General features: G+C 70.2%; 18 protein-coding genes and 1 tRNA gene. 13 read left to right on the top strand and 6 right to left on the bottom strand.

What is annotated here, in order from left to right; all coding sequences use genetic code 11:
• Positions 1-79 precede the first annotated feature (79 nt).
• The 4 genes from ACIDOCELLA78_RS97050 (at position 80) to hemN (ending at position 4,310) form a co-directional block, all read left to right on the top strand.
• Entirely contained in the window at positions 80-739 is a 660-nt protein-coding gene (locus ACIDOCELLA78_RS97050; protein ID WP_201727416.1) for a GntR family transcriptional regulator, read from the top strand.
• 37 nt (positions 740-776) lie between these two features.
• On the top strand, positions 777-1,580 hold the full coding sequence (locus ACIDOCELLA78_RS97045; RefSeq protein WP_201727415.1) for a phytanoyl-CoA dioxygenase family protein: 804 nt from the start codon (positions 777-779) through the stop codon (positions 1,578-1,580).
• A gap of 4 nt (positions 1,581-1,584) precedes the next feature.
• Entirely contained in the window at positions 1,585-2,907 is a 1,323-nt protein-coding gene (locus tag ACIDOCELLA78_RS97040; RefSeq protein ID WP_201727414.1) for an NAD(P)H-dependent oxidoreductase, read from the top strand.
• A gap of 68 nt (positions 2,908-2,975) precedes the next feature.
• Positions 2,976-4,310, top strand: a complete 1,335-nt coding sequence (gene hemN / locus ACIDOCELLA78_RS97035; RefSeq protein WP_201727413.1) for an oxygen-independent coproporphyrinogen III oxidase — start codon at positions 2,976-2,978, stop codon at positions 4,308-4,310.
• Positions 4,311-4,316: 6 nt separating this feature from the next.
• On the opposite strand, the gene ACIDOCELLA78_RS97030 is transcribed toward hemN, so the two are convergent.
• Positions 4,317-6,620 (bottom strand): xanthine dehydrogenase family protein molybdopterin-binding subunit, encoded by a 2,304-nt coding sequence (locus tag ACIDOCELLA78_RS97030; RefSeq protein ID WP_201727412.1) that lies wholly within the window; start codon positions 6,618-6,620, stop codon positions 4,317-4,319.
• A gap of 32 nt (positions 6,621-6,652) precedes the next feature.
• On the bottom strand, positions 6,653-7,348 hold the full coding sequence (locus ACIDOCELLA78_RS97025) for an SDR family NAD(P)-dependent oxidoreductase (protein WP_201727411.1): 696 nt from the start codon (positions 7,346-7,348) through the stop codon (positions 6,653-6,655).
• 214 nt (positions 7,349-7,562) lie between these two features.
• Between ACIDOCELLA78_RS97025 and ACIDOCELLA78_RS97020 the strand changes: the two genes are divergently transcribed.
• Both ACIDOCELLA78_RS97020 and ACIDOCELLA78_RS97015 read left to right on the top strand, forming a co-directional pair.
• Entirely contained in the window at positions 7,563-7,988 is a 426-nt protein-coding gene (locus ACIDOCELLA78_RS97020) for a c-type cytochrome (protein ID WP_201727410.1), read from the top strand.
• Positions 7,989-8,054: 66 nt separating this feature from the next.
• On the top strand, positions 8,055-9,761 hold the full coding sequence (locus ACIDOCELLA78_RS97015; protein ID WP_201727409.1) for a PQQ-binding-like beta-propeller repeat protein: 1,707 nt from the start codon (positions 8,055-8,057) through the stop codon (positions 9,759-9,761).
• A 79-nt stretch (positions 9,762-9,840) separates the two neighbouring features.
• Here the strand turns inward: ACIDOCELLA78_RS97015 and ACIDOCELLA78_RS97010 are convergent, their stop codons facing one another.
• On the bottom strand, positions 9,841-10,152 hold the full coding sequence (locus tag ACIDOCELLA78_RS97010) for a hypothetical protein (RefSeq protein WP_201727408.1): 312 nt from the start codon (positions 10,150-10,152) through the stop codon (positions 9,841-9,843).
• Positions 10,153-10,578: 426 nt separating this feature from the next.
• Here ACIDOCELLA78_RS97010 and ACIDOCELLA78_RS97005 point away from each other — a divergent pair, with 426 nt between their 5' ends.
• On the top strand, positions 10,579-11,238 hold the full coding sequence (locus tag ACIDOCELLA78_RS97005; protein ID WP_249674835.1) for an acyltransferase family protein: 660 nt from the start codon (positions 10,579-10,581) through the stop codon (positions 11,236-11,238).
• 99 nt (positions 11,239-11,337) lie between these two features.
• Positions 11,338-11,808, top strand: coding sequence for an acyltransferase (locus tag ACIDOCELLA78_RS97000; protein ID WP_249674833.1), 471 nt, complete (start codon positions 11,338-11,340; stop codon positions 11,806-11,808).
• A gap of 128 nt (positions 11,809-11,936) precedes the next feature.
• Here the strand turns inward: ACIDOCELLA78_RS97000 and ACIDOCELLA78_RS96995 are convergent.
• Positions 11,937-12,012 (bottom strand) — tRNA-Ala (locus ACIDOCELLA78_RS96995).
• Between the two features lie 222 nt (positions 12,013-12,234).
• Between ACIDOCELLA78_RS96995 and ACIDOCELLA78_RS96990 the strand changes: the two genes are divergently transcribed.
• The 5 genes from ACIDOCELLA78_RS96990 to ACIDOCELLA78_RS96970 are packed head-to-tail and all read left to right on the top strand — an operon-like array spanning position 12,235 to position 17,826.
• Positions 12,235-14,025 carry an acyl-CoA dehydrogenase gene (locus tag ACIDOCELLA78_RS96990; RefSeq protein ID WP_249674829.1) on the top strand — a complete coding sequence of 597 codons (1,791 nt, stop codon included), beginning with the start codon at positions 12,235-12,237 and terminating at the stop codon, positions 14,023-14,025.
• Positions 14,026-14,041: 16 nt separating this feature from the next.
• Entirely contained in the window at positions 14,042-15,349 is a 1,308-nt protein-coding gene (locus tag ACIDOCELLA78_RS96985) for a TetR/AcrR family transcriptional regulator (protein WP_201727406.1), read from the top strand.
• A gap of 12 nt (positions 15,350-15,361) precedes the next feature.
• A complete protein-coding gene (locus ACIDOCELLA78_RS96980) occupies positions 15,362-16,153 on the top strand; it encodes an SDR family oxidoreductase (RefSeq protein ID WP_201727405.1) in 792 nt (263 codons plus the stop codon).
• Positions 16,154-16,192: 39 nt separating this feature from the next.
• Positions 16,193-17,365, top strand: a complete 1,173-nt coding sequence (locus ACIDOCELLA78_RS96975; RefSeq protein ID WP_201727404.1) for an acetyl-CoA C-acyltransferase — start codon at positions 16,193-16,195, stop codon at positions 17,363-17,365.
• Positions 17,362-17,826 carry a MaoC family dehydratase gene (locus tag ACIDOCELLA78_RS96970; protein ID WP_201727403.1) on the top strand — a complete coding sequence of 155 codons (465 nt, stop codon included), beginning with the start codon at positions 17,362-17,364 and terminating at the stop codon, positions 17,824-17,826. The genes ACIDOCELLA78_RS96975 and ACIDOCELLA78_RS96970 overlap by 4 nt, the downstream gene beginning before the upstream one ends.
• Here ACIDOCELLA78_RS96970 and ACIDOCELLA78_RS96965 read toward each other — a convergent pair.
• Together ACIDOCELLA78_RS96965 and ACIDOCELLA78_RS96960 are read right to left on the bottom strand one after the other, a co-directional pair.
• A complete protein-coding gene (locus ACIDOCELLA78_RS96965) occupies positions 17,804-19,321 on the bottom strand; it encodes an ATP-binding protein (protein WP_201727402.1) in 1,518 nt (505 codons plus the stop codon). The two genes, ACIDOCELLA78_RS96970 and ACIDOCELLA78_RS96965, sit on opposite strands and share 23 nt — an antisense overlap.
• 460 nt (positions 19,322-19,781) lie before the next feature.
• Positions 19,782-20,738: a methylglyoxal synthase gene (locus ACIDOCELLA78_RS96960; protein ID WP_201727401.1), complete on the bottom strand. Its 957-nt coding sequence runs from the start codon at positions 20,736-20,738 to the stop codon at positions 19,782-19,784.
• Between the last annotated feature and the right edge of the window lie 79 nt (positions 20,739-20,817).

Raw genomic sequence — 20,817 nt, 5'->3', positions numbered from 1 at the left:
GGCGCGCGGGAGACGGCATTTGACGCGGCGGCGGACATGGCGCAGGATTTTTGGAATTCCGAATGCGGCGGGAACGGGGATGGAGCGGATCGAGACCGCGGAGACGCTGATCGACCAGGTTTATGAACGGGTGGTGGAGGCGATCGCCGATGGCGACCTGCTGCCGGGCATGCGCATCCGCCAGGGCGAGCTGGCCGCGCGGCTCGGCGTGTCGCGCCAGCCGGTGAGCCACGCGCTGCATCTGCTGCACCGCCAGGGCCTGCTGCGCGAGAGCGGGCGCAAGGGCTTCGAGATCGCGCCGGTCGACCCCGAACGGATCGTCCAGATCCATGACGTGCGCGCCGCCCTCGACGGGCTTGCCGCGCGCCGCGCCGCCGCCCGGCGGGATGCCGGCGCCCTGGCCGCGCTCGACGCCATCATCGCCGCCGCCGGCGCGGCCGGCGGCGTTCCCGCCCTGCTGCGGCTCGACCTCGCCTTTCACCGCGCGCTCTACCGCGCCTCGGGCAACCCGGTCTTCGAGACGATGACCGGCCCGCATTTTCCCGCCCTCGCCCGCGCCATGGCGGCGGTGCTGGAGACCGAAGACTACCGCGCCCGGGCCTGGCGCGAGCACGCCGAAATCCTCGCCCGCGTGCGCGCGGGCGACGAGGCGGGGGCCGAGGCGGCGGCGCGCGAGCATGCGAGCGATGCCGGCGCGATCACCGCGCGCCGCCTCGCCGAACGCGCGCGGACGGGCTGAGCCACAACCGACAAACGACAGAACAGGAGGAAACGACATGCAACTCACCGCACAGCAGATCGAGGATTTCCACCGCGAGGGCTGGCTGTTCCTGCCCGAGCTGTTCAGCCCCGCGGAGGTGGCGCTGCTCAAGCGCGAGTCCGAGGCGATCTATCGCGAGCACCGGCCCGAAGTCTGGCGCGAGAAGACCGGCGCGCCGCGCACCGCCTTCGCCGCGCATACCTATAACGAGGCGTTCGGCACGCTAGGCGCGCATCCGCGGCTGATCCGGCCGGTCGAGCAGATCTTCGGCGAGCAGGTCTACATGCACCAGTACAAGATCAACGCGAAGGCGGCCTTTACCGGCGAGGTGTGGCAGTGGCACCAGGATTACGGCACCTGGAAGCGCGATGACGGCATGCCGGAGCCGCGGGCGATGAACATTTCGGTGTTTCTCGACGAGGTGATGCCGATCAACGGCCCGCTGCTGCTGGTGCCGCGCAGCCACAATGCGGGCGACCTGGAGGCGCGCCACGATGTCGAGACCACGTCCTACCCGCTCTGGACGCTGGACGAGGCGACGGTGAGCCGGCTCGTCGCCGAGGGCGGGATCGTCGCGCCCACCGGCAAGCCGGGCGGCGTGCTGATGTTCCACGGCAATCTCGTGCATGGCTCGGCCGGGAACATCACGCCCTATCCGCGCCGCATCGTGTATCTGACGCTCAACGCGGTTTCCAACCACATCCGCACGCCGACGCGGCCGGAGTTCATCGCGCACCGGGATTTCGCGCCGATCGTGCCGGTGGCGGACGATGCGCTGGCGCGGCTTGCGGCGCACACGCCCCGCGCGGCGGCGGAATGAGGCGATGAATCTCTCCCACCTCCTTGCCGCCCGGGCCGATGCCGGGCGGCCGGTCCGCGTGCTGCTGATCGGCGCCGGGAAATTCGGCTCGATGTTCCTCTCGCAGGTGCCGCACACCAGGGGCATCGAGGTCGCCGCCATCGCCGATCTCAGGCCGGACGGCGCGCGCGCCGCCTGCCGCGCCGTTGGCTGGGACGACGCGCTTGTCGCCGCGACGCGCTTCACCGACGATGCCGGCGCGGAATTGCGGCGCGCGGATATCGACGTGGTGATCGAGGCGACGGGCAACCCGCCCGCCGGCATCGCCCATGCGCGCGCCGCCTTCGCCGCCGGCAAGCCGGTGGTGATGGTCAATGTCGAGGCCGATGCGCTGGCCGGCCCGCTGCTCGCCGCCGAGGCAGATGCGGCGGGGGTGACCTATTCGCTGGCCTATGGCGACCAGCCCGCCCTCGTCGCCGAGATGGTGGACTGGGCGCTGGCCTGCGGGTTTTCCGTGGTCGCCGCCGGCAAGGGGACGAAATACCTGCCGCTCTATCATGGCGTGACCCCGGACACGGTGTGGCAGCATTACGGGCTGACGGCGGAGCAGGCGCGCGAGGGCGGGATGAACCCGCAAATGTTCAACTCCTTTCTCGATGGCACCAAATCCGCGATCGAGATGGCGGCGATCGCGAATGCGACGGGGCTGGCCGTGCCCTCGTCCGGCCTGCATTTCCCCGCCTGCGGGGTGGACGACTTGCCGCATCTGCTGCGCCCGCGCGCGGCCGGCGGGGTGCTGGAGCGATCAGGCATGGTCGAGGTGGTCTCCTCGCTGGAGCGCGACGGGCGGCCGGTGTTCCGCGACCTGCGCTGGGGCGTCTATGCCGTGTTCGAGGCGCCGAACGACTACGCCGCCGCGTGCTTCGCGCAGTACGGGCTGAAGACCGATGCCTCCGGCCGCTATGCCGCGATGTACAAGCCCTATCACCTGATCGGGCTGGAGCTGAACGTCTCGGTGCTGTCGGTCGCGCTGCGCAACGAGCCGACCGGGCGGCCGCGCGGCTTTGCCGGCGATGTCGCCGCCATCGCCAAGCGGGATCTGGCGGCGGGCGAGGTGCTCGATGGCGAGGGCGGCTACACGGTGTGGGGCAAGCTGCTGCCGGCGCGGGCGAGTCTTGCCGCCGGCGCGCTGCCGATCGGGCTCGCGCATCACGCGCGGCTGCGGCGCGGCATCGCCGAGGGCGAGGTGGTGGGGTGGGACGATGTCGATTTCGCCGCCGCCGGATCGGCGCTGCAAACGGCGATCGCCGCACGCCGGGAGATGGAGCGGCGGTTCGCCGCCGCCTGAAGCCGCCGCCGCCGCGCCGCTTGATTTCGATCAAGGACGCGGCGGCGCGGGCGGGCCAGACAGGGCGCATGGAACAGGCCCTTCTCGCGCGCTACGACCGCCCGCTGCCCCGCTACACCAGCTATCCGACCGCGCCGCATTTCTCCGCCGCGACCGGGGCGAAGGATTATGCCGGCTGGCTCGCCGCCATTCCGCCCGATGCCCGCGCCTCGCTCTATCTGCACGTGCCGTTCTGCCGCAGCATGTGCTGGTTCTGCGGCTGCACCACGAGCGCGGTGCACAGCGTCGGCGCGCTGGAGCGCTACGCGGCGGCGCTGGAGACCGAGATCGGCCGCGTCGCCGCCGCGATCGGGCATCGTCTGCCGGCCGGGCAGATCCATTGGGGCGGCGGCACACCGACCGCCCTGCCCGCACCGCTGCTGCGCCGGGTGCATGCGGCGCTCGCCCGGCATTTCGTGCTGGAGGATGCGACCGAAATCGCCATCGAGATCGACCCGCGCACTTTGCCGCGGGACGCCACGGGGCTGCTGCGCGATCTCGCCGTCACCCGCGTCAGCCTCGGGGTGCAGGATTTCGCGCCCGAGGTGCAGGCGGCGATCGGGCGGCACCAGAGCGTGGCGCAGACCAGGGAAGCCGCCGAGGCGGCGCGGGCGGCGGGCATCGCCTCGGTGAATTTCGACCTCGTCTATGGCCTGCCGTTCCAGACCATCGATTCGCTGGAAGCGACGATCGGCGAGGTGCTCGCCCTCGGACCCGATCGGATTGCGCTCTACGGCTATGCCCATGTGCCGTGGACGCGCAAGCGCCAGCAGGTGATCGCCGAGCGTGCCCTGCCGGATGTCGCGGCGCGCTTCGCCCAGCAACAGCGCGCCGCCGAACTGCTGGTCGCCGCCGGCTACCGGCGGATCGGGCTCGACCATTTCGCGAGGCCCGAGGACGCGATGGCACGCGCCGCCGGCACCGGGGCGCTGCGGCGCAATTTCCAGGGTTATACGGTCGACCCCTCGGACCTGCTGATCGGCCTTGGCGCCTCGGCGATCTCGCGTCTGCCGCAGGGCTACGCGCAGAACGCGGTCGGCACCCAGCCTTATCTCGCGGCGATCGAAGCCGGCGGGCTCGCCACCGCCAAGGGGCTGGCGCTGGATGACGAGGACCGGCTGCGCGGGGCGATCATCGAGCGGCTGATGTGCGATCTCGCGGTCGATCTCGCCGCGTTCGGCGGCGATTCCGGCCGGTTCGGCGCCGAATGCGAGTCCCTCGCCCCGCTGGAGGCCGACGGGTTTCTGCACCGCGAGGGCAGCCGCATCGCCATCACCGAGGCCGGGCGGCCGTTCCTGCGCCATGCCGCCGCCGCCTTCGATGCCTGGCTCGGCCAGGCCGGGCGGCACGCGGCGGCGATCTGAGCGGGATCAGGAATCCGCCGCGCGGATCGCCTCCCACACGCGCAGCGGGGTGCAGGGAAGTGGCGGCAGCGTCGCACCGATCGACCGCAGGGCGTCCGCCACCGCATTGGCGACCGCCGGCAGCGCGCCGGTCGTCCCCGCCTCGCCCAGGCCCTTGGCGCCGAGCGGATTGTTCGGCGAGGGCGTCGGCAGGTCGATCGTGACGAAGCCGGGGACGTCGGCCGCGCGCGGCATCGTGTAGTCCATGAAGCTGCCGGTGAGCGGCTGGCCGGCTTCGTCGTAGCGCATCCCCTCGCCCAGCACGCCGCCCACACCCTGGACGATGCCGCCATGGATCTGCCCCTCGGCGACGACGGGATTGACCAGCACGCCGGAATCATCGGCGGCGACATAGCGCACCAGCCGGACCAGACCGGTCTCGCGGTCGATCTCCACCTCGGCGATGTGGCAGCCGGAGGGGAAGGTCGCGGCGACGGGTTTGACCCCGGTGACGGCGATTTCGCCGCCCGCGGCCGCCACCGCCTCGGCGAGGGTCATGACCGGGGTGCGGTCGCGCCGGAGGATGGCGCCGCCGGCGATGGCGAGATCCTCGGGTGCTTCATTGGCGCGCAGCCCGGCCAGGGCGAGCAGCCGCTCGCGCAGCCTGACGCCCGCATCGGCCACCGCGCTGCCGGCGCTCACCGTCGAGCGCGAGCCGATCGAGCCGGCGCCGGCGAGCGTGCTGCCGGGCGGGCTCGCAACGAGTTCGATATGAGCGGGGTCGAGCCCGGTTTCGCGGGCGAGGATGAAGGCGTAGGTTTCCGCCTGGCTCTGGCCGCTGCCGCCGGTGACGGTTTCGATGCGGGCGACGGCGTGGCCGCCTTCGAGCGAGAGGGTGACCAGCGCCTCGTCCTGCGCCGCCGCCCCGCCGCCGGCGATTTCGGTGAAGAGCGCGGCGCCGCGGCCGCGGAGCGCGCCGCGCGCGGTGGCTTCGGCGCGGCGGGCGGCGATGTCGTCCCATCCCGATTCCGCCCGGGCGGCGGCGATCAGGGCGGCATAGTCGGCGCTGTCATAGCTGGCGCCAAAGGCGGTGCGCCAGGGAAAGGCGGCGGCAGGAATCGCGTTGCGCGCCCGCAGATCGAGCGGGTCGGCGCCGGTTGCGGCGGCGGCCTCGTCCACCAGGCGCTCGACCAGCAGCGCGATATCCGGCCGCCCGGCGCCGCGATAGGGGCCGAGCGGGCCGGCATTGGTGAAATATTGCGCGAAACGGGCATGCGCCGCCGGGATCGCGTAGGTGCCGGTGCCCGATTGCAGCGCGTTATGGACGTTGACGAAGGCGCCGACGGTGGTGACATAGGCGCCGAGATCGGTCTGGTAGTCGATCTCGATCGCGGTGAAGCGGAGATCGGCATCGAGCGCGAGGCGGCCGGCGAGCCTGGTGCCGCGGCCGTGATTGTCGTTGAGGAAGGCTTCGCCGCGCGTCGGCACGTAGCGCACGGTCCGGCCGGTGGCGCGGGCGGCGAGCAGGAGGGCGGCGTGCTCGGGATAGGCCGGGCTGCGCAGGCCGAACCCGCCGCCGACATCGGGCAGTTCGATCATGATGCGCGACGCCGGCACGCCGAGCACGGCCTCGAGATCGAGCCGGATCTCGTTGATGCCCTGGTGCGGGGTGACGAGGTGATAGACGCCCGAAGCCGCGTCATACCGTGCGACGATGCCGCCGGGCTCCATCGTGGAGGGGGCGAGGCGCGGCAGGTCGAACCGCACCGCGGCGACATGCGCCGCCGTGGCGAAGGCGGCGGCGACCGACGCGGCATCGCCCGCCTCGTGCAGGAAGGCGAGATTGCCCGGCGCCTCGGGATGGATCGGCGGCGCGTCCGGCGCGGCGTCGAGCCCGACCACCGGCGGCAGCATCTCGTACTCCACCGCGATCGCCTCCGCCGCGTCCATCGCCGCGGCGAGGGTTTCGGCGACCACGCAGGCGACCGGCTCGCCGGCATAGCGCACCCGCCCCTGCGCCAGCACCGGGCGGAACGGGGCGACGAGCGGGCGCGCGCCCTCGGCGCCGTAGCGCATCAGGGCGCGGAAATTGCCGAAGCCGGCGGCGGCGCAATCCTCGCCGGTCAGCACCGCGACGACGCCCGGCATGGCCCGCGCCGCCGCGGCATCGAGCGAGGCGATCGCCGCATGGGCGTGGGGCGCGCGCAGAAAGGCGGCGGCCAGCGCGCCGTCCGGCTGGAGGTCCGCGACATAGCGCCCGGCGCCGCTGACCCAGCGGGTGCGGTCGCGCGCCGACTGGGTGAGGCGCGAGGCGTTGCCCGATAAGTTCATGTCCGTCTCCTCCCTTGCGGCCAGCGAGCGCCTCACCAGGGCAGTTCGGCGCCGGTATAGTCGAAGAAGGCGAGGCCGGGCGTGCCGCGCCGGGCGATCAGCTGATCGACCACGCGGGGGATGCTCTCGCCGATGGAGAGCGTCGCCTGCGGGCCGCCCATGTCGGTCCGCACCCAGCCGGGGGCGACGAGGGCGAGGGAGCGGGCCGAGCCCTTGTGGCGGACGGCGTAGCTGCGCATCAGCGTGTTCAGCGCCGCCTTGCTGGCGCGGTAGGCCTCGAACATGCCGGTCGTGTTGTTGGCCACACTACCGAGGCCGGAGGACATCAGCCCGATTCCGCCATCCGGTGCCACGAGGTCGGCCAGCGTCTCGACCGCGCGCATCGGGCTGAGCGCGTTGGTCAGCATCAGGTCGACGAAGGTTTCGGTGCTGACCGCGCCGATCGGCGCCGCCGGGTCGTTGGCGATTCCGGCATTGACGAAGAGCTGGTCGAACACCCGCCCTTCCAGCCGGGCGCGCAGGGCGGCGAGCTGGGCGGGATCGTTGATGTCGAGCTGTTCGATGGCGAGGCGGCCGCCTTCCCGCGCGGCAAGCTCGTGCAGGCCGGTGCGGGCGGCGCCGCGCACCGTCGCGGTCACCTGCCAGCCGCGGGCGAGATATTCCTCCGCCATCGCGAGGCCAAGGCCGCGCGAGGCGCCGAGGATGAGACAGGACGGATGCGTTGCCATGCGATTCTCCACTCCGGTGCGCCGAACTGGCGGCAGGCTACGACGATTCCCGCGCCTGCCGCCAGACGCGGCCGGGGGCGGCGTGGCGAAGCGGAACATTTCGCCGCCGCCGCGATCGTCGCCGCTTTACAGGACCGCGGGGTTCATTTAGGTGCCGCCTAACGAATATGAGAACAACGCCCGGTTGCGGGCCTACTGAACATGGGGAACATTCATGACCAACGCACACAGGGCCATGCTTGGCCTCGCCGCCGCCGCGATGCTGGCGCTGCCGGGGATCGCCTCGGCGGGCTGCGCGAGCGGCGATTTCACCGCCGCCCAGGCGGCGACCGGCAAGACCCTTTACGATGCGAACTGCGCCGCCTGCCACATGACCAACATGGAGGGCGGGTCGGGCCCGGCGATCGGCGGGGCGAAGTTCAAGTCGTATCTCGAATTCACCAAGATCACCGGCGCGCAGCTGCTGGCTTTCATCAAGTCGCAGATGCCCTACCAGGCGCCGGGCAGCCTCAAGCCGGCGGAATATGACGCGATCTTCGCGTATGTCCTGCAGCATAACGGCTATTCGTCCGGCGCCACGGCGCTCGACGCCAAGACCGCCTCCTGCGTCAAGATGCTGCCTTATCCCGGCAAGTCCTGACGCCGGACGGAACGCCGGCCGCGCGCGCGGCCGGGACTGGCTAAAACCACAGGGGAAACTCACAAAATGACAACAACGGACAATCAATCCCGCCTCGCGCGCCGGCTGCGGCTTGCCGCGCTGCCGGCGGCAGCACTGCTCGGCCTCGCGCTGGCGCAGTCGGCGCAGGCCGGCGCGGTGAAGGCCGAAGGGTCGGAGACCGGCGGGCTCACCGCGAAGGTCGGCAAGACCATCACCTCGGACGTCAACGTGTCGACCACGATGCTGGAAGCGGCGCCGAAGGCGGATGCGAACTGGCTGGTCAATGGCCGCGATTTCGACAACTCGCGCTTCTCGCCGCTCAAGCAGATCACGTCGGCCAATGTGAAGGATCTCGCTCCGGTCGCCATCGCGCAGACCGGCTACAGCGCGAGCTTCGAGACCACGCCGCTGGTGGTCAACGGCGTGATGTATCTGACGACGCCGATGGTGAACTCCAAGCAGGCGCTGATCGCGATGAACGCGACCAATGGCCAGACGCTGTGGACCTACACCTACACCGACGGCCAGATCCAGATCTGCTGCGGCCCGGTGAACCGTGGCGCGGCCGCCTCGAACGGCAAGGTCTACATGCTGACGCTGGACGATCATCTCGTCGCGGTGAACGCCAAGACCGGCGAGCAGGAATGGTCGACCAAGGTTGCCGATCCGCGCTATGGCTATTCGGAGACGATGGCGCCGACCGTCTACAAGAACATGGTCATCATCGGCAGCGCCGGCGGCGAGTGGCCGATCCGCGGGTTCGTCGCCGCCTATGACGCGACGACCGGCAAGCAGATCTGGCGCTTCCACACCACCGACAGCAAGGCCGGCTGGGAAGGCGATTCGTGGAAGACCGGCGGCGGCACCGTGTGGACGACGCCGACCGTCGATCCGAAGCGGGGCCTGCTGATCTTCGCGACGGGCAACCCGAACCCCGACCTCAACGGCTCGGCACGCAAGGGCGACAACCGCTATACCGACTCGATCGTCGCGCTCAACATCCACACCGGCAAGCTCGTCTGGTATTACCAGGAAGTGAAGCACGACGTGTGGGACTATGACGCCGTCAGCAACGCGATGCTGTTCGACGTGCGGGACCACGGCAAGATGGTTCCCGCCGTTGGCGAGGCGGGCAAGACCGCGTGGTATTACATCGTGAACCGCGAGACCGGCAAGCTGATCCGCAAGTCGCAGCCCTTCGACAAGCAGGAGAACATGTTCGCGCAGCCGACGCCGAAGGGCGTGCAGATGCTGCCGGGTGCGAATGGTGGCGCCGAGTGGTCGCCGCCGGCGTTCTCGCCGCTCACCCGCGACGTTTACGTGATGGGCATGAACCAGCTCATGACCTTCACCAACGAGAAGAGCAGCCCGGCCATCCCCGGCCAGATCCGCCTTGGCAGCACGTTCAAGAATGTCGATCACGGCATCCAGGACGGCACGCTGACGGCGATCGACGTCGATACCGGCAAGATCCGCTGGAACGACACGCTGCCGCAGCCGATGATGGGCGGCGTGCTGGCCACGGCCGGCAACCTGGTGTTCACCGGCGAGGGCAATGGCTGGTTCGACGCGATGGACGCGAAGACCGGCAAGCGCCTGTGGCGGTTCAACCTCGGCGCCGGCGTGAACGCCCCGCCGGTCGCCTATTCGGTGAACGGCCGCGAATACGTCGCGGTTGCCGCCGGCGGCAACTTCCAGCTCAGCTATCCGTATGGCGACGCGGTGGCGATCTTCGCGCTGCCGAAGAAATAAGCCCCTTTGCGCCTGCGACACGGCCGGAGCGCATCGCGCTCCGGCCATTTTCATGCCTTGCCGCCGAAGCGCCTTCCGATCAGTTGCCGCCCGAAAAACCGCCGAGCGGGCTCGGGTTGAAGTTGATCTGCAGGTCCATGATCGCCTTCGCCATTTCCATCTCGGCGCGCGCCATGTGCATCATCGCCTCATGCTCCATCTTCGGCGCGATGGCGAAGTCGGTGTGGTAGCTCCGGTTGATCTTGGCGACCAGCGCCTGCGCCTGGGTCAGGTCCGCCTTCATCGTCGTCGCCTGCTGCGGCGTCAGGCGCGTGCCCGCGTTGCCCTGTTGCGCGAATGCAGTGCCCGTCCCGGCCAGGGCAAGGGCGCCGAGCAGAATGAATGTCTTCATGGTGTCCTCCTTGTCGGATCCGCGAAGCGGATCGTCCCCGCCGTCTCCCGCAACCGCCGTTCTCGCGGCGCCGCGTGCGGCTCCTGAAAAATGCCGGCAGCACCTCGATGAATCCAATGCCGTTTGATTATCGTTTCAATGCCGCGACGGGATGCCGTGCGGGACGGATCATGCCGGCGGCCGGCGATCGCGCTCCATCCTGCCGCACCGGATCGGATATCAAGAGCAGATCCGACTCCCGCCACCTGCCGGCATCAACGCGGTCAAACGGTGCACCGTTCTAATATTACAGAATAATTTAAAAAAATACCTTTATTCTAAAGTCATAAATACGTTTTGAGGTATTTATGCACTCTCGCCAACGCATTTATTTTCAAATTGACAACAAAATTCAATAATGGAATCTCCGATTCATTGATAAATTCGATGGAGCGGACACTGAAATCCGAACGGGTAGCTTTTCTTGACGGTCTGCGCGGCCTTGCCGCCCTCCAGGTCGTCTTTCTGCACTATGTGAGCGCGTTTCTGCCGGTCCTCGCGATGGCCGGCATCGGCCCTGCCGACCTCCTCGCCTCCCATGGCTGGCAGGCCGCCATCGCCCGCTCTCCCACCGTGTTCCTGATCAACGGCTACAGTGCCGTTTACATCTTCTTCCTGCTCAGCGGTTACGTGCTGCGGCGCGCCTTCGCCCGGATCGACGGTTTCGCCTCCGGTCTCTGGCGCCGCCTCGTGCGCCTCGGCCTGCCCGCTTCCGCGGCCGTGCTGTTCGCCGGCGCATTGCTGTCGCTGGACGACCAGGCGCATCTCCATGCCGCCGCCCTCTCGGGCTCGACGCACTGGCTGGGCATCCTGCTCGCGACCCCGCCCGCCGCCGGCCCGGTTCTTCGCGACGCCGTCCTGAACAGCGTCCTCACCGGCTATGCCGGGGCGAACGGCTTTCCGTTCCTCCGCCATCTCATCCCCATGCCGGATCTCCTGCACGCCTTCGATCCGCCGACCTGGACACTCAATGTCGAACTGTCCGGATCGGTGCTCTGCCTCGGCCTCAGCTATGTCGAGCGGCGCCGGCGCGCGCTGCTGCCCTAAATCATCGCCGCCCTCGCCCTCTGGCTCGGGGCGAGCCAGTGGTTCCTCTTCGCCCTCGGCTACGCGCTTGCCGGCCTGAGCCGACCTTCACCCGGGCGTTTGCGGCAGGGCCTCGCGATCCTCTCCCTGGCCACCGGCATCCTGCTCTGCCGCCTGATCCCGCCGGCGCCGATCCTGCTGCTGCACAGCCTGCTGCGCCACCAGCACCCGCCGGATCCGTTTCACTTCTCCAACCAGGTCGGCGCGATCCTGATCTTCCTCGGCGTGCTGCACCTGCCGCGCGCCCGGCACCTGCTGGAACGCCGCAGCCCACCCTTCCTCGGCCGCATCTCGTTCAGCCTTTACCTGGTGCATTTCCCGGTCATGGCGACCATCGGGTGCAGCGTGTTCAACCTGATCGCGCCACGGTCCGGCGCAGTGCCGGGCTGCCTGGCCGCGCTCATCGCCGGCCTCGCGGTCACCCTGCCGGTCGCGGTCCTGTTCGAGCGCCATGTGGACCGGCTGGCGGTGCGCCTCAGCCGCCGCAGCCCACCCTTCCTCGCTCCCGTGCCAAGCGAACTGAGCAGCTGACCCGATCGGGTCAGCCGGGGCCCCGGTGCGACTTGCACGGATGCCGGCCGATCAGGGCCGCACGCAACCGCGCGATCGGCCATGCCGCCAAGGCATCCGCGAAACGTCGATCATGTCCTGGAAAACGCTGGTGGAGCCAATCGGAATCGAACCGACGACCTCCTGAATGCCATTCAGGCGCTCTCCCAACTGAGCTATGGCCCCACCGTGCGTGAGGGCCCTATTAGACCGAGTTCGCGGCCGCGGCAAGGGCTGCGGAGGACAAACCGGCCATGAAATGTGACGGGGGCAAGACGCCGCGCGGGAGGGGGCGGCGGGGTGGGCGCGCGGGGGGACGAGAAAACTGTACGGATGTTCAATTCCGGATCGACACGGGCGGCACTGGCCGGTAGTGTCGCGACGCACCAGGGAGACGACGCCATGTCCATGATCGTCGACAGACGCGACCTCGACTTCATTCTGTTCGACCTGCTCGGGATGGACGAGTTGCTGCGCCACGAGCGCTTCGCCGCGTTCGACCGCGACGCCTGCACCCAGATGCTCGACACCGCGCAGGCGATCGCCGAGGAGCTGTTCCTGCCGATCGCCGCAGAGGTGGACGCGCAGGAGCCGCGCTTCGTCGATGGGCGGGTGGAGATGCCGGAGGGGACCGGGCGCGCGCTGCGCGCCTGCGCCGCCGCGGGGTTCTTCGCCCTGCCCTTCGCGCTGGAGCATGGCGGGTTGCAGGCGCCGCGGGTGCTGCACACGGCGGCCAGCGGCATTTTCACCTGTGCGAACACCGCCGTCGCCAATTACGCGTTTCTCACCGTCGGCGCAGCCAATCTGCTCGCCGCCTTCGGCAGCGCGGCGCTGCGCCAGAACTTCCTGCCGCCGATGCTGGAGGGGCGCTGGTTCGGCACGATGTGTCTTTCCGAACCGCAGGCCGGATCGTCGCTCGCCGACATCACCACCACGGCGACGCCGCGCGCGGACGGGACGTTTTCGCTGCGCGGCAGCAAGATGTGGATTTCGGGCGGGGATCAGGAGGTTTCGGAGAATATCGTGCACATGGTGCTGGCGCGGATCGCCGGCGCGCCGGCGGGGACGCGCGGCATTTCGCTGTTCCTCGTGCCCAAGCGCCGGGTCGATGAGAGCGGCGCCGTCGGCGCGAGCAACAACATCGCCCTCGCCGGGTTGAACCACAAGATGGGCCAGCGCGGCACCACCAACTGCCTGCTGAATTTCGGCGAGAGCGGCGAGACGATCGGGTATCTGATCGGCGAGGCGCATCGCGGCCTCGGATACATGTTCCAGATGATGAACGAGGCGCGCATCGGCGTTGGCCATGCCGCGGCGATGTCCGCCCTCGCCGGCTATCGTCATTCGGCGGAGTATGCCCGCACCCGCATCCAGGGGCGCAAGGCAGGGCAGAAGGACCCGGCGGCGGCGGTGCCGATCATCGAGCATGCCGATATCCGCCGCATGCTGCTGGCGCAGAAGGCGGCGGTGGAGGGCGCGCAGGCGCTCTGCCTCTATGCCGCGCAACTGGTCGACCGGCAGGAGATCGCGACCGATGCGGCGGAGGCCGAATGGCTCGGCACGCTGCTCGGGCTGCTGACGCCGGTGGTGAAATCCTGGCCCTCGGAACACTGTCTCGAAGCCAACAAATGGGCGATGCAGATTCTCGGCGGCTATGGCTACACGCGGGACTATCCGCTGGAGCGGCTCTATCGCGACAACCGGCTGAACCATATTCACGAAGGCACGTTCGGCATTCAGGGCATCGACCTGGTGGGCCGCAAGCTCGGCGGGGACAATGGGGAGGCGCTGCGCCGCTTCGCCGCGCAGATGCGCGAGACAGCGGCGCGGGCGGGGCTTCAGCCCACCCTCGCGGCGGAGGCCGCGCGGCTTGGCGGCGCGCTCGACCAGCTTGAGCGCACGGCCGCAGCACTGCTCGGCTGCGCCGACATTCCCCGGCGGCTGGCCAATGCCACTGTGTTTCTCGATGCGTTCGGGCATGTCGTGATCGGCTGGCTGTGGCTGTGGCAGGCGCTGGCGGCCACCGCTGCGCGCGGGGGCGACGCCTCGGCCGATGAGCGCCTGTTCCTTGAGGGCAAGATACTGACATGTCGTTATTTCATGGCGCATGAGCTGCCGCTGGCGGTTGCACGCCTCGCGCTGTGCGCGACGCTGGAGACCAGCAGCCTCGACGCGCCGGCCGCGCTGTTCGCGCTCTAGCGGGGGGCTTCGGCGCATGGTGCAGGATCGCAGCCTGCGCACGCGGCAGCGGATTCATGAAGGTGCCGTCGGCGTTCTTGCCAAGGGCGGGGTTTCCGGGCTGACCCATCGGGCGGTGGCGGCAGCGGCGGGCGTGAGCCTTGCCGCGACGACTTATCATTTCGATTCGAAAACAGAACTCATCGCCAGCGCCTCCCGCCATCTGATGAGCGGCTATCTCGACGCGTTCGCCCGGCTCGAACGCCGCGTCAGCGCCGGCGAGGCGACCGGGCTCGGGCGGATCGACGATCTTGTGATCCGCGTCGTGCTCAACGCGCTCGGCCGCGAGCGGACGCGCTCGCTGGCCTGGTGCGAGCTGATCCTGCATGGCGGGCGGGGCGCGGAGGGGCGGAGGCTGGCGCAGGGCTGGTACGCGCGGCTCGACGAGATCTGGCACGCCATCGGCGCGAATCTCGGCTTCGGGCTCGACCGCGGCGCGGCCCGCGCGGCGATCGACCGGGCGATCGGCCTGACCTTCCTGCTCCATCCGCTCGGGCTGGAGCCGGAGGCGGCGCGCGATCTCATCGAGGGAAGGCTCGACTTCGCGCGGTTCGGCCCGGCCGATCCCGCGGCGGAGGGCGAGGCTGGCGCCGCCACCGCGCGCCAGCGCGAGACCCGCGCGCGGATCGTGCAGGCGACGATCGACATTCTCGTCGAGTCCGGGGCCGGGGCGGTGAGCTGGGCCGCCATCGCCCAGCGCGCCGGGCTCGCCCGCAGCGGGCCGGCCTATTATTTCCCGGCGATCGGCGCGCTGCTCGCCACCGCGCAGGTCGCGCTGTTCGAGCGGGCGAAGGCGCGCTACCGCGCGGGCTTCGGCGCGATCGACCCCGCCGCGATCGACGAGGCGCGGCTGGTCGATCTCACCACGGCGATCTGGTTTCGCGAGGTGCTGGAGCATGCGCGCGAGGCGCTCGGCCATTACGCCGTGTTTCTGCGCGCCGCCCAGGCGCCCGGCGAGAGCGTGGCGCTGCGCGCCGCACTCGCGGCCACGCTGCGCGACCAGCACCAGGCCTGGCGCCGGCGGCTGGCGGCGATCGGCGCGGCGCCGCCGCACCCCGCCGGGCCGCTCGCGGTGCAGGCCGTCTTCGTCGGCAAGCTGATCCGCGCCGCCGCCACCGGGGCGGATACGGCGCTGCTCGCGCTGGCGCGGGAGGATTTCGCCGCCGCGATTGCCGGGGCGATCCGCCCGGAAAAACCGTACGTTCATCCAAAACCGGCTTGCCAGCCGGGCCCGCCTGGCTTAGCTGAACAGAGAGAAGCGCCGCTTCGCGGCCCGGAACCATAAGGGAGGACCGGCATGATCGATCCGGCATCGCTGTTTTCGTTGCAGGGGCGCGTCGCCCTCGTCACCGGCGGCTCGCGCGGCATCGGCCGGATGATCGCCGAGGGGTTCCTCGCCCAGGGCGCGCGGGTCTACATCTCGGCGCGCAAGGAAGCGCAGTGTCGCGAGGCCGCGGCCGAACTCGGGCCCGATTGCATCGCCCTGCCGGCCGACATCTCCACCGTCGAGGGTGCCCGCGCGCTGGCCGCCGCCATCGGCGAACGCGAGCCGGCGCTCGACATTCTGGTGAACAACGCCGGTGCTGCCTGGGGCGCGCCGTTCGAGAGCTTCCCCGAGCATGGCTGGGACAAGGTGTTCGACGTCAATGTGAAGGCGCCGTTCTTCCTGACCCAGGCGCTGCACGGCGCGCTGAAGGCGGCGGCGCGGCCCGACCGCCCGGCCAAGGTGATCTGCGTCGGCTCGATCGACGGGCTGCGCGTCAACGCCTGGGAGACCTACAGCTATCAGGCATCGAAAGCGGCGATCCATCACCTGATGCGGCGGATGGCGGCGCGGCTGATCCGCGACAACATCGTCGCCAGCGCCATCGCCCCCGGCGCGTTTCCCTCCGAGATGAACCGCGCCGCCCGCGACCGGGGCGAGACGGTCGCCGCCGCGATCCCCGCCCGCCGCATCGGCCGCGCCGAGGACATGGCGGGGGCCGCGATCTATCTTGCCAGCCGCGCCGGCGATTATGTCGTCGGCCAGGTGCTCACCGTCGATGGCGGCCTCGTCGCCGCCAACCCGGTGGAGACGGCCGAACCCTGAGGCCCTCCACCCCATTTTCCGCCAGAGGAGCGAACAGCCATGCGTGACGCCGTGATCGTCTCGACCGCCAGAACCCCGATCGGCCGCGCCTATCGCGGCGCCTTCAACGCAACGCCGGCCCCCACCCTCGCCGCCCACGCGCTGCGCGAGGCAGTGCGCCGCGCCGGGATCGACCCCGCCGAGATCGACGACTGCCTGATCGGCAGCGCGCTGCCCCAGGGCGGCCAGCACACGATCGGCCGCACCGCGGCGCTCCGCGCCGGCCTGCCCGTCACCGTGCCGGGCATGACGATGGACCGGCAATGCTCCTCCGGCCTGATGACCATCGCCACCGCGGCGAAGCAGGTCATCGTCGACCGGATGGACGTGGTGCTGGCCGGCGGCGTCGAGTCGATCTCGACGGTGCAGACCGAGGCGATGCGGGTCGATCGCGACCCCGAGCTGCTGGCCCTGCACGCCGACACCTACATGCCGATGATCGACACCGCCGAGGTGGTGGCGAAGCGCTACAACGTCTCGCGCGAGGCGCAGGACGCCTACGCCCTGCAATCGCAGCTTCGCACCGCCAGCGCCCAGCAGGCCGGCCGGTTCGACGCCGAGATCATCCCCGTCACCGCGACCAAGACGGTGACGGACCGCGCCACCGGCGCCACCAGCCAGCAGACCGTCACCCTCGCCGCCGATGAGGGCAACCGGCCGGAGACGACCGCCGAGGGCCTCGCCGGGCTCAAGCCGGTGCGCGAGGGCGGCTGCATCACCGCGGGCAACGCCAGCCAGCTCTCGGACGGCGCCTCGGCCTGCGTGGTGATGGAGGCGAAGCTCGCCGAACAGCGCGGCCTGCAGCCGCTCGGCCGCTATGTCGGCATGGCCGTCGCCGGCACCGAGCCGGACGAGATGGGCATCGGCCCGGTCTTCGCGGTGCCCAAGCTGCTCTCGCGCTTCGGGCTCGGCGTCGGCGATATCGGCCTGTGGGAGCTGAACGAGGCCTTCGCCGTGCAGGTGCTCTATTGCCGCGACCGTCTCGGCCTGCCGGACGAGCTGCTCAATGTCGATGGCGGCTCGATCTCGATCGGGCATCCCTATGGCATGTCCGGCGCGCGCATGGTCGGCCACGCGCTGATCGAGGGCAAGCGCCGCGGCGCGCGCCATGTGGTGGTGACGATGTGCGTCGGCGGCGGCATGGGCGCGGCCGGCCTGTTCGAGGTTCTGTGAGCGCCCCGGCGCTCACCCTCGCCGACTATCGCACGCTGGTCGGCACCGAGGTCGGCTGTTCGGGCTGGATCGAGGTCGGCCAGGCGCGGATCGACGCCTTCGCCGAGGTGACGGAGGATGACCAGTTCATCCATGTCGATCCCGAGCGGGCGCGGGAGAGCCCGTTCGGCGGGACCATCGCGCATGGGTTCCTCACCCTCTCGCTGCTCAGCCGCATGGCCTACGACACGCTGCCGAGGCTCGCGGGGGTGGCGATGTCGGTGAATTACGGGATGAACAGCCTGCGGTTTCTGGCCCCGGTGCGCGCCGGGTCGCGCATCCGTGGCCGGTTCGCGCTGGCCGATCTCGCCGAGAAGGGCGAAGGCCGCATCCTGCTGACGCATGACGTGACGATGGAGATCGAGGGGCAGCCGAAACCGGCGCTGGTGGCGCAGTGGCTTACGATGCTGGCGCTGGGCTGAGGGCCGAGGGCGGTGTCTCGGCGTCGGGCAGCCCCGGCGCCGTCGCCCAGGCGAGTTCGACCAGGGTGACGATGCGCCGCCCTGCCCCGTCGAGCTGGCAGACGATCAGCCCCTGCTCTTCCATGTAGGCGAGCAGCCGGCGGGCGCGGCCGAGCGAGCGGGTGCCATAGGCCCGCGCGATCGCGGGGTCGCCGGGACAGGGCTGGCCGTCGCGCGCGGCGCGGGCGATCATCAGGAAAATCCCCTGCATGTCCTCGGGCAGGATGGCGGCGCGGGACAGCACATCCTGCCAGACCGCATCCTCCGCCATCGCCGCGCTGATCCCGGCGCGCGCGCGGGTCAGCATCCGCCGGAAGGCGGCGAGGTCGGGGGCGGCGGCGCCCAGCGCCTCGATCCGGCAGCGGACCAGGAAATCCTGATACAGCACGCCGACCGGACGGAACCCCGCCTCGGGATCGGCCAGGAGATCGGCGAGGATGCGCTCGAGCCGGGCCTGATGCGCGGCCCGTTCGGCCGGGCTCTGCGGCGGCGGCGACTCGGCGGCGAGGCTTTCCATCGCCGGCCGGGCCGCCATCAACTGGCTCAGCAGGTCGGGCGGCGGCGGGGATGGGGCGCGGCGCGGCGGGCGCGCGGCCTCGGGCGGCGGCGGGGCGAGGATGACGGTCTGCGCATCCTCGATCGTGGCCTGGGGCAACGGGGTGAGGCGCGGGGTGGCGTGGCGCGCCTCGGTCTCGGTGGAGCCGATCCGCAGCGCCAGCGGCCGGCGCGACAAGGCGGGGCCGAGGGCGATGAAATGCCCGCGTTCGAGATCGCGGAACGCCTCGGCCTGGCGGCGCTCCATGCCGAGCAGGTCGGCGGCGCGGGCCATGTCGATATCGAGGAAGGTCCGCCCCATCAGGAAGTTGGAGGCCTCGGCGGCGACGTTCTTGGCGAGCTTGGCGAGGCGCTGGGTGGCGATGATGCCGGCGAGGCCGCGCTTGCGGCCGCGGCACATCAGGTTGGTCATGGCGCCCAGCGAGAGCTTGCGCGCCTCGTCCGACACCTCGCCGGCGGCGGCGGGGGCGAAGAGCTGCGCCTCGTCCACCACCACCAGCATCGGATACCAGTGGTCGCGCGGGACCTCGAACAGCCCGCCGAGAAAGGCGGCGGCGCGGCGCATCTGGTTCTCGGCGTCGAGACCCTCGAGATTCAGCACGGCGGACACACGGTGCGCGCGCGCGCGCTCGCCGGCGAGTTGCAGCGCCGGCTCGGAATGCGCCTCGGCATCGATCACCAGATGGCCGAACCGCTCGGCGAGGGTGACGAAATCGCCCTCGGGGTCGATGATCGCCTGCTGCACCCAGGCGGCACTCTGTTCCAGCAGGCGGCGGAGCAGGTGGGACTTGCCGGAGCCGGAATTGCCCTGGACCAGCAATCTCGTGGCCAGCAGTTCCTCAAGGTCGAGCACGGCAGGCGCGTTGCCGGCCGCCACACCCATCTCGATTGCCACGGTCATGGTCCGATTCGCTGCCTCCTGGTGCATGGCCCGGCCCGGGCTGTATCGCGTTCGGGCAAGACTACGTGCTTCGTCAATAGAATGGCGCGCGGCGGCCGCCCCGCCTGGGGGGCGCCGCGCGCCGGGCGGACCGGCTTATCAACCGCGCGGCGCCGCGTCGAGCCGGTGCGTCGGAATGACGTGGCCAATGTTCACAAAATTATGTGGAAGTCTGTGCCTTGTCGTAACGGTTCGTTAATTTTTAACGTCTAGATACAATCCTGCACGAGCGCAAAAAAGCGTGCGCCGGCTGGCAACAACCGCACGCCGCAGGCCGTGCAAAACGCACGGGGACCGCGCCCGCCGCCGAAAAATGTCGTCGGCAACTCGGTGACTGCCGTGAGAGAGCGGCACCTTTTTGTCCGGGATCGCTCGGGCGAATTTATCCAGGATCGCTCCCGCGAACGGGCCGGGCGGCCGGTCAGCCGGAGATCAGCGCCGCGAATCCAGCCGCCCAGAGTTCCGCATTCGCCACATCGTTGATGCAGAGACAGCCTTCCGGGGCGAAGCGGGTTGCGCGCTCGAGCAGCTGGATATCCGCCTCATGCTCGCGCGCCACATGCGGGTCCTCGAAAAAGATCAACCGCCGGCAACGCCCTTCCAGCACCTCCTCGGCGATCTGCGCATCGCCGCCGCGCGGGCCGGACTGGAAGGCGGTGGTCCAGCCCGGCACGGGCGGCGGCAGCCGCGAACGGAATGCCGCCGCCTCGGCCGCAAGCCGCGCCGGCACCTCGCCGTTCAGCAGCCCGCCGGTGGTTCCGGTGGCAAGGCGCCGGCTGAAGCGCGACAGCAGCGCGTGGTGCCGCCGGGCGAAATCCAGCATCACCGGCTTCTGGGTGTCGTGGGCGATCAGCCCGATCGTTTCCGCCGCGACCGCTTCGGGCCGCACCCAGCGGACGAGTTGCGCCGCAAGCCCGGTGCGGTCGATTCCGGCCAGACGATTCCAGACCAGAGCGCACCATTCCGAGGCGGCGCCACGATTGGTCAGGAACGCTCGCCCATGCACGACGCATTGCCGCTTCAGCGCCTGCATCTCGGGGAAAACGCCGATCGGGTCGACCGGATCGATCAGGTAGATCACGAAATCGAGCGCCGCATGGCCGGCGGCATCCGGCACCACCATCGACGTGAGAGTGATCACCCCACCCTCACGCGCGGGGCGCAGACGAACCGGCGGGTTGCCGCCGAGCAGGCCGGAGGCAAGGATGGCATCGCAGGTGGCGCCAACCGCGTGCAGCCGCACCCGGGGGGCGGCGAGAAATGGCGCGAAGTCGCGCAGGAAGCCGAAGAGCGGCGAGTCGGCGCCGCTTCGCAATGCCGCCGATGCCGCGATGCCGATCCGCACAACCCCCGTTTCATCGCCGCTCGTCACGTTCATCTTCCGCCCCCCCCGTCATGCCCGGCCTCTGCGGGTGGGGTGAGAGTCGAGGCCTGACACAAAAAAATCAATAGGTATC

The sequence above is a fragment of the Acidocella sp. C78 genome (assembly GCF_907164655.1).
The sequence above is the reverse complement of the archived record's forward strand: the minus strand, read 5'-3'. Positions and strand labels throughout refer to the sequence as shown.

Coding starts and splice junctions, on each gene's coding strand:
- ACIDOCELLA78_RS97050 (WP_201727416.1), top strand. CDS start 80: ATGGAGCGGATCGAGACCGCGGAGACGCTGATCGACCAGGTTTATGAA.
- ACIDOCELLA78_RS97045 (WP_201727415.1), top strand. CDS start 777: ATGCAACTCACCGCACAGCAGATCGAGGATTTCCACCGCGAGGGCTGG.
- ACIDOCELLA78_RS97040 (WP_201727414.1), top strand. CDS start 1,585: ATGAATCTCTCCCACCTCCTTGCCGCCCGGGCCGATGCCGGGCGGCCG.
- hemN (WP_201727413.1), top strand. CDS start 2,976: ATGGAACAGGCCCTTCTCGCGCGCTACGACCGCCCGCTGCCCCGCTAC.
- ACIDOCELLA78_RS97030 (WP_201727412.1), bottom strand. CDS start 6,620: ATGAACTTATCGGGCAACGCCTCGCGCCTCACCCAGTCGGCGCGCGAC.
- ACIDOCELLA78_RS97025 (WP_201727411.1), bottom strand. CDS start 7,348: ATGGCAACGCATCCGTCCTGTCTCATCCTCGGCGCCTCGCGCGGCCTT.
- ACIDOCELLA78_RS97020 (WP_201727410.1), top strand. CDS start 7,563: ATGACCAACGCACACAGGGCCATGCTTGGCCTCGCCGCCGCCGCGATG.
- ACIDOCELLA78_RS97015 (WP_201727409.1), top strand. CDS start 8,055: ATGACAACAACGGACAATCAATCCCGCCTCGCGCGCCGGCTGCGGCTT.
- ACIDOCELLA78_RS97010 (WP_201727408.1), bottom strand. CDS start 10,152: ATGAAGACATTCATTCTGCTCGGCGCCCTTGCCCTGGCCGGGACGGGC.
- ACIDOCELLA78_RS97005 (WP_249674835.1), top strand. CDS start 10,579: ATGGAGCGGACACTGAAATCCGAACGGGTAGCTTTTCTTGACGGTCTG.
- ACIDOCELLA78_RS96990 (WP_249674829.1), top strand. CDS start 12,235: ATGATCGTCGACAGACGCGACCTCGACTTCATTCTGTTCGACCTGCTC.
- ACIDOCELLA78_RS96985 (WP_201727406.1), top strand. CDS start 14,042: ATGGTGCAGGATCGCAGCCTGCGCACGCGGCAGCGGATTCATGAAGGT.
- ACIDOCELLA78_RS96980 (WP_201727405.1), top strand. CDS start 15,362: ATGATCGATCCGGCATCGCTGTTTTCGTTGCAGGGGCGCGTCGCCCTC.
- ACIDOCELLA78_RS96975 (WP_201727404.1), top strand. CDS start 16,193: ATGCGTGACGCCGTGATCGTCTCGACCGCCAGAACCCCGATCGGCCGC.
- ACIDOCELLA78_RS96965 (WP_201727402.1), bottom strand. CDS start 19,321: ATGACCGTGGCAATCGAGATGGGTGTGGCGGCCGGCAACGCGCCTGCC.
- ACIDOCELLA78_RS96960 (WP_201727401.1), bottom strand. CDS start 20,738: ATGAACGTGACGAGCGGCGATGAAACGGGGGTTGTGCGGATCGGCATC.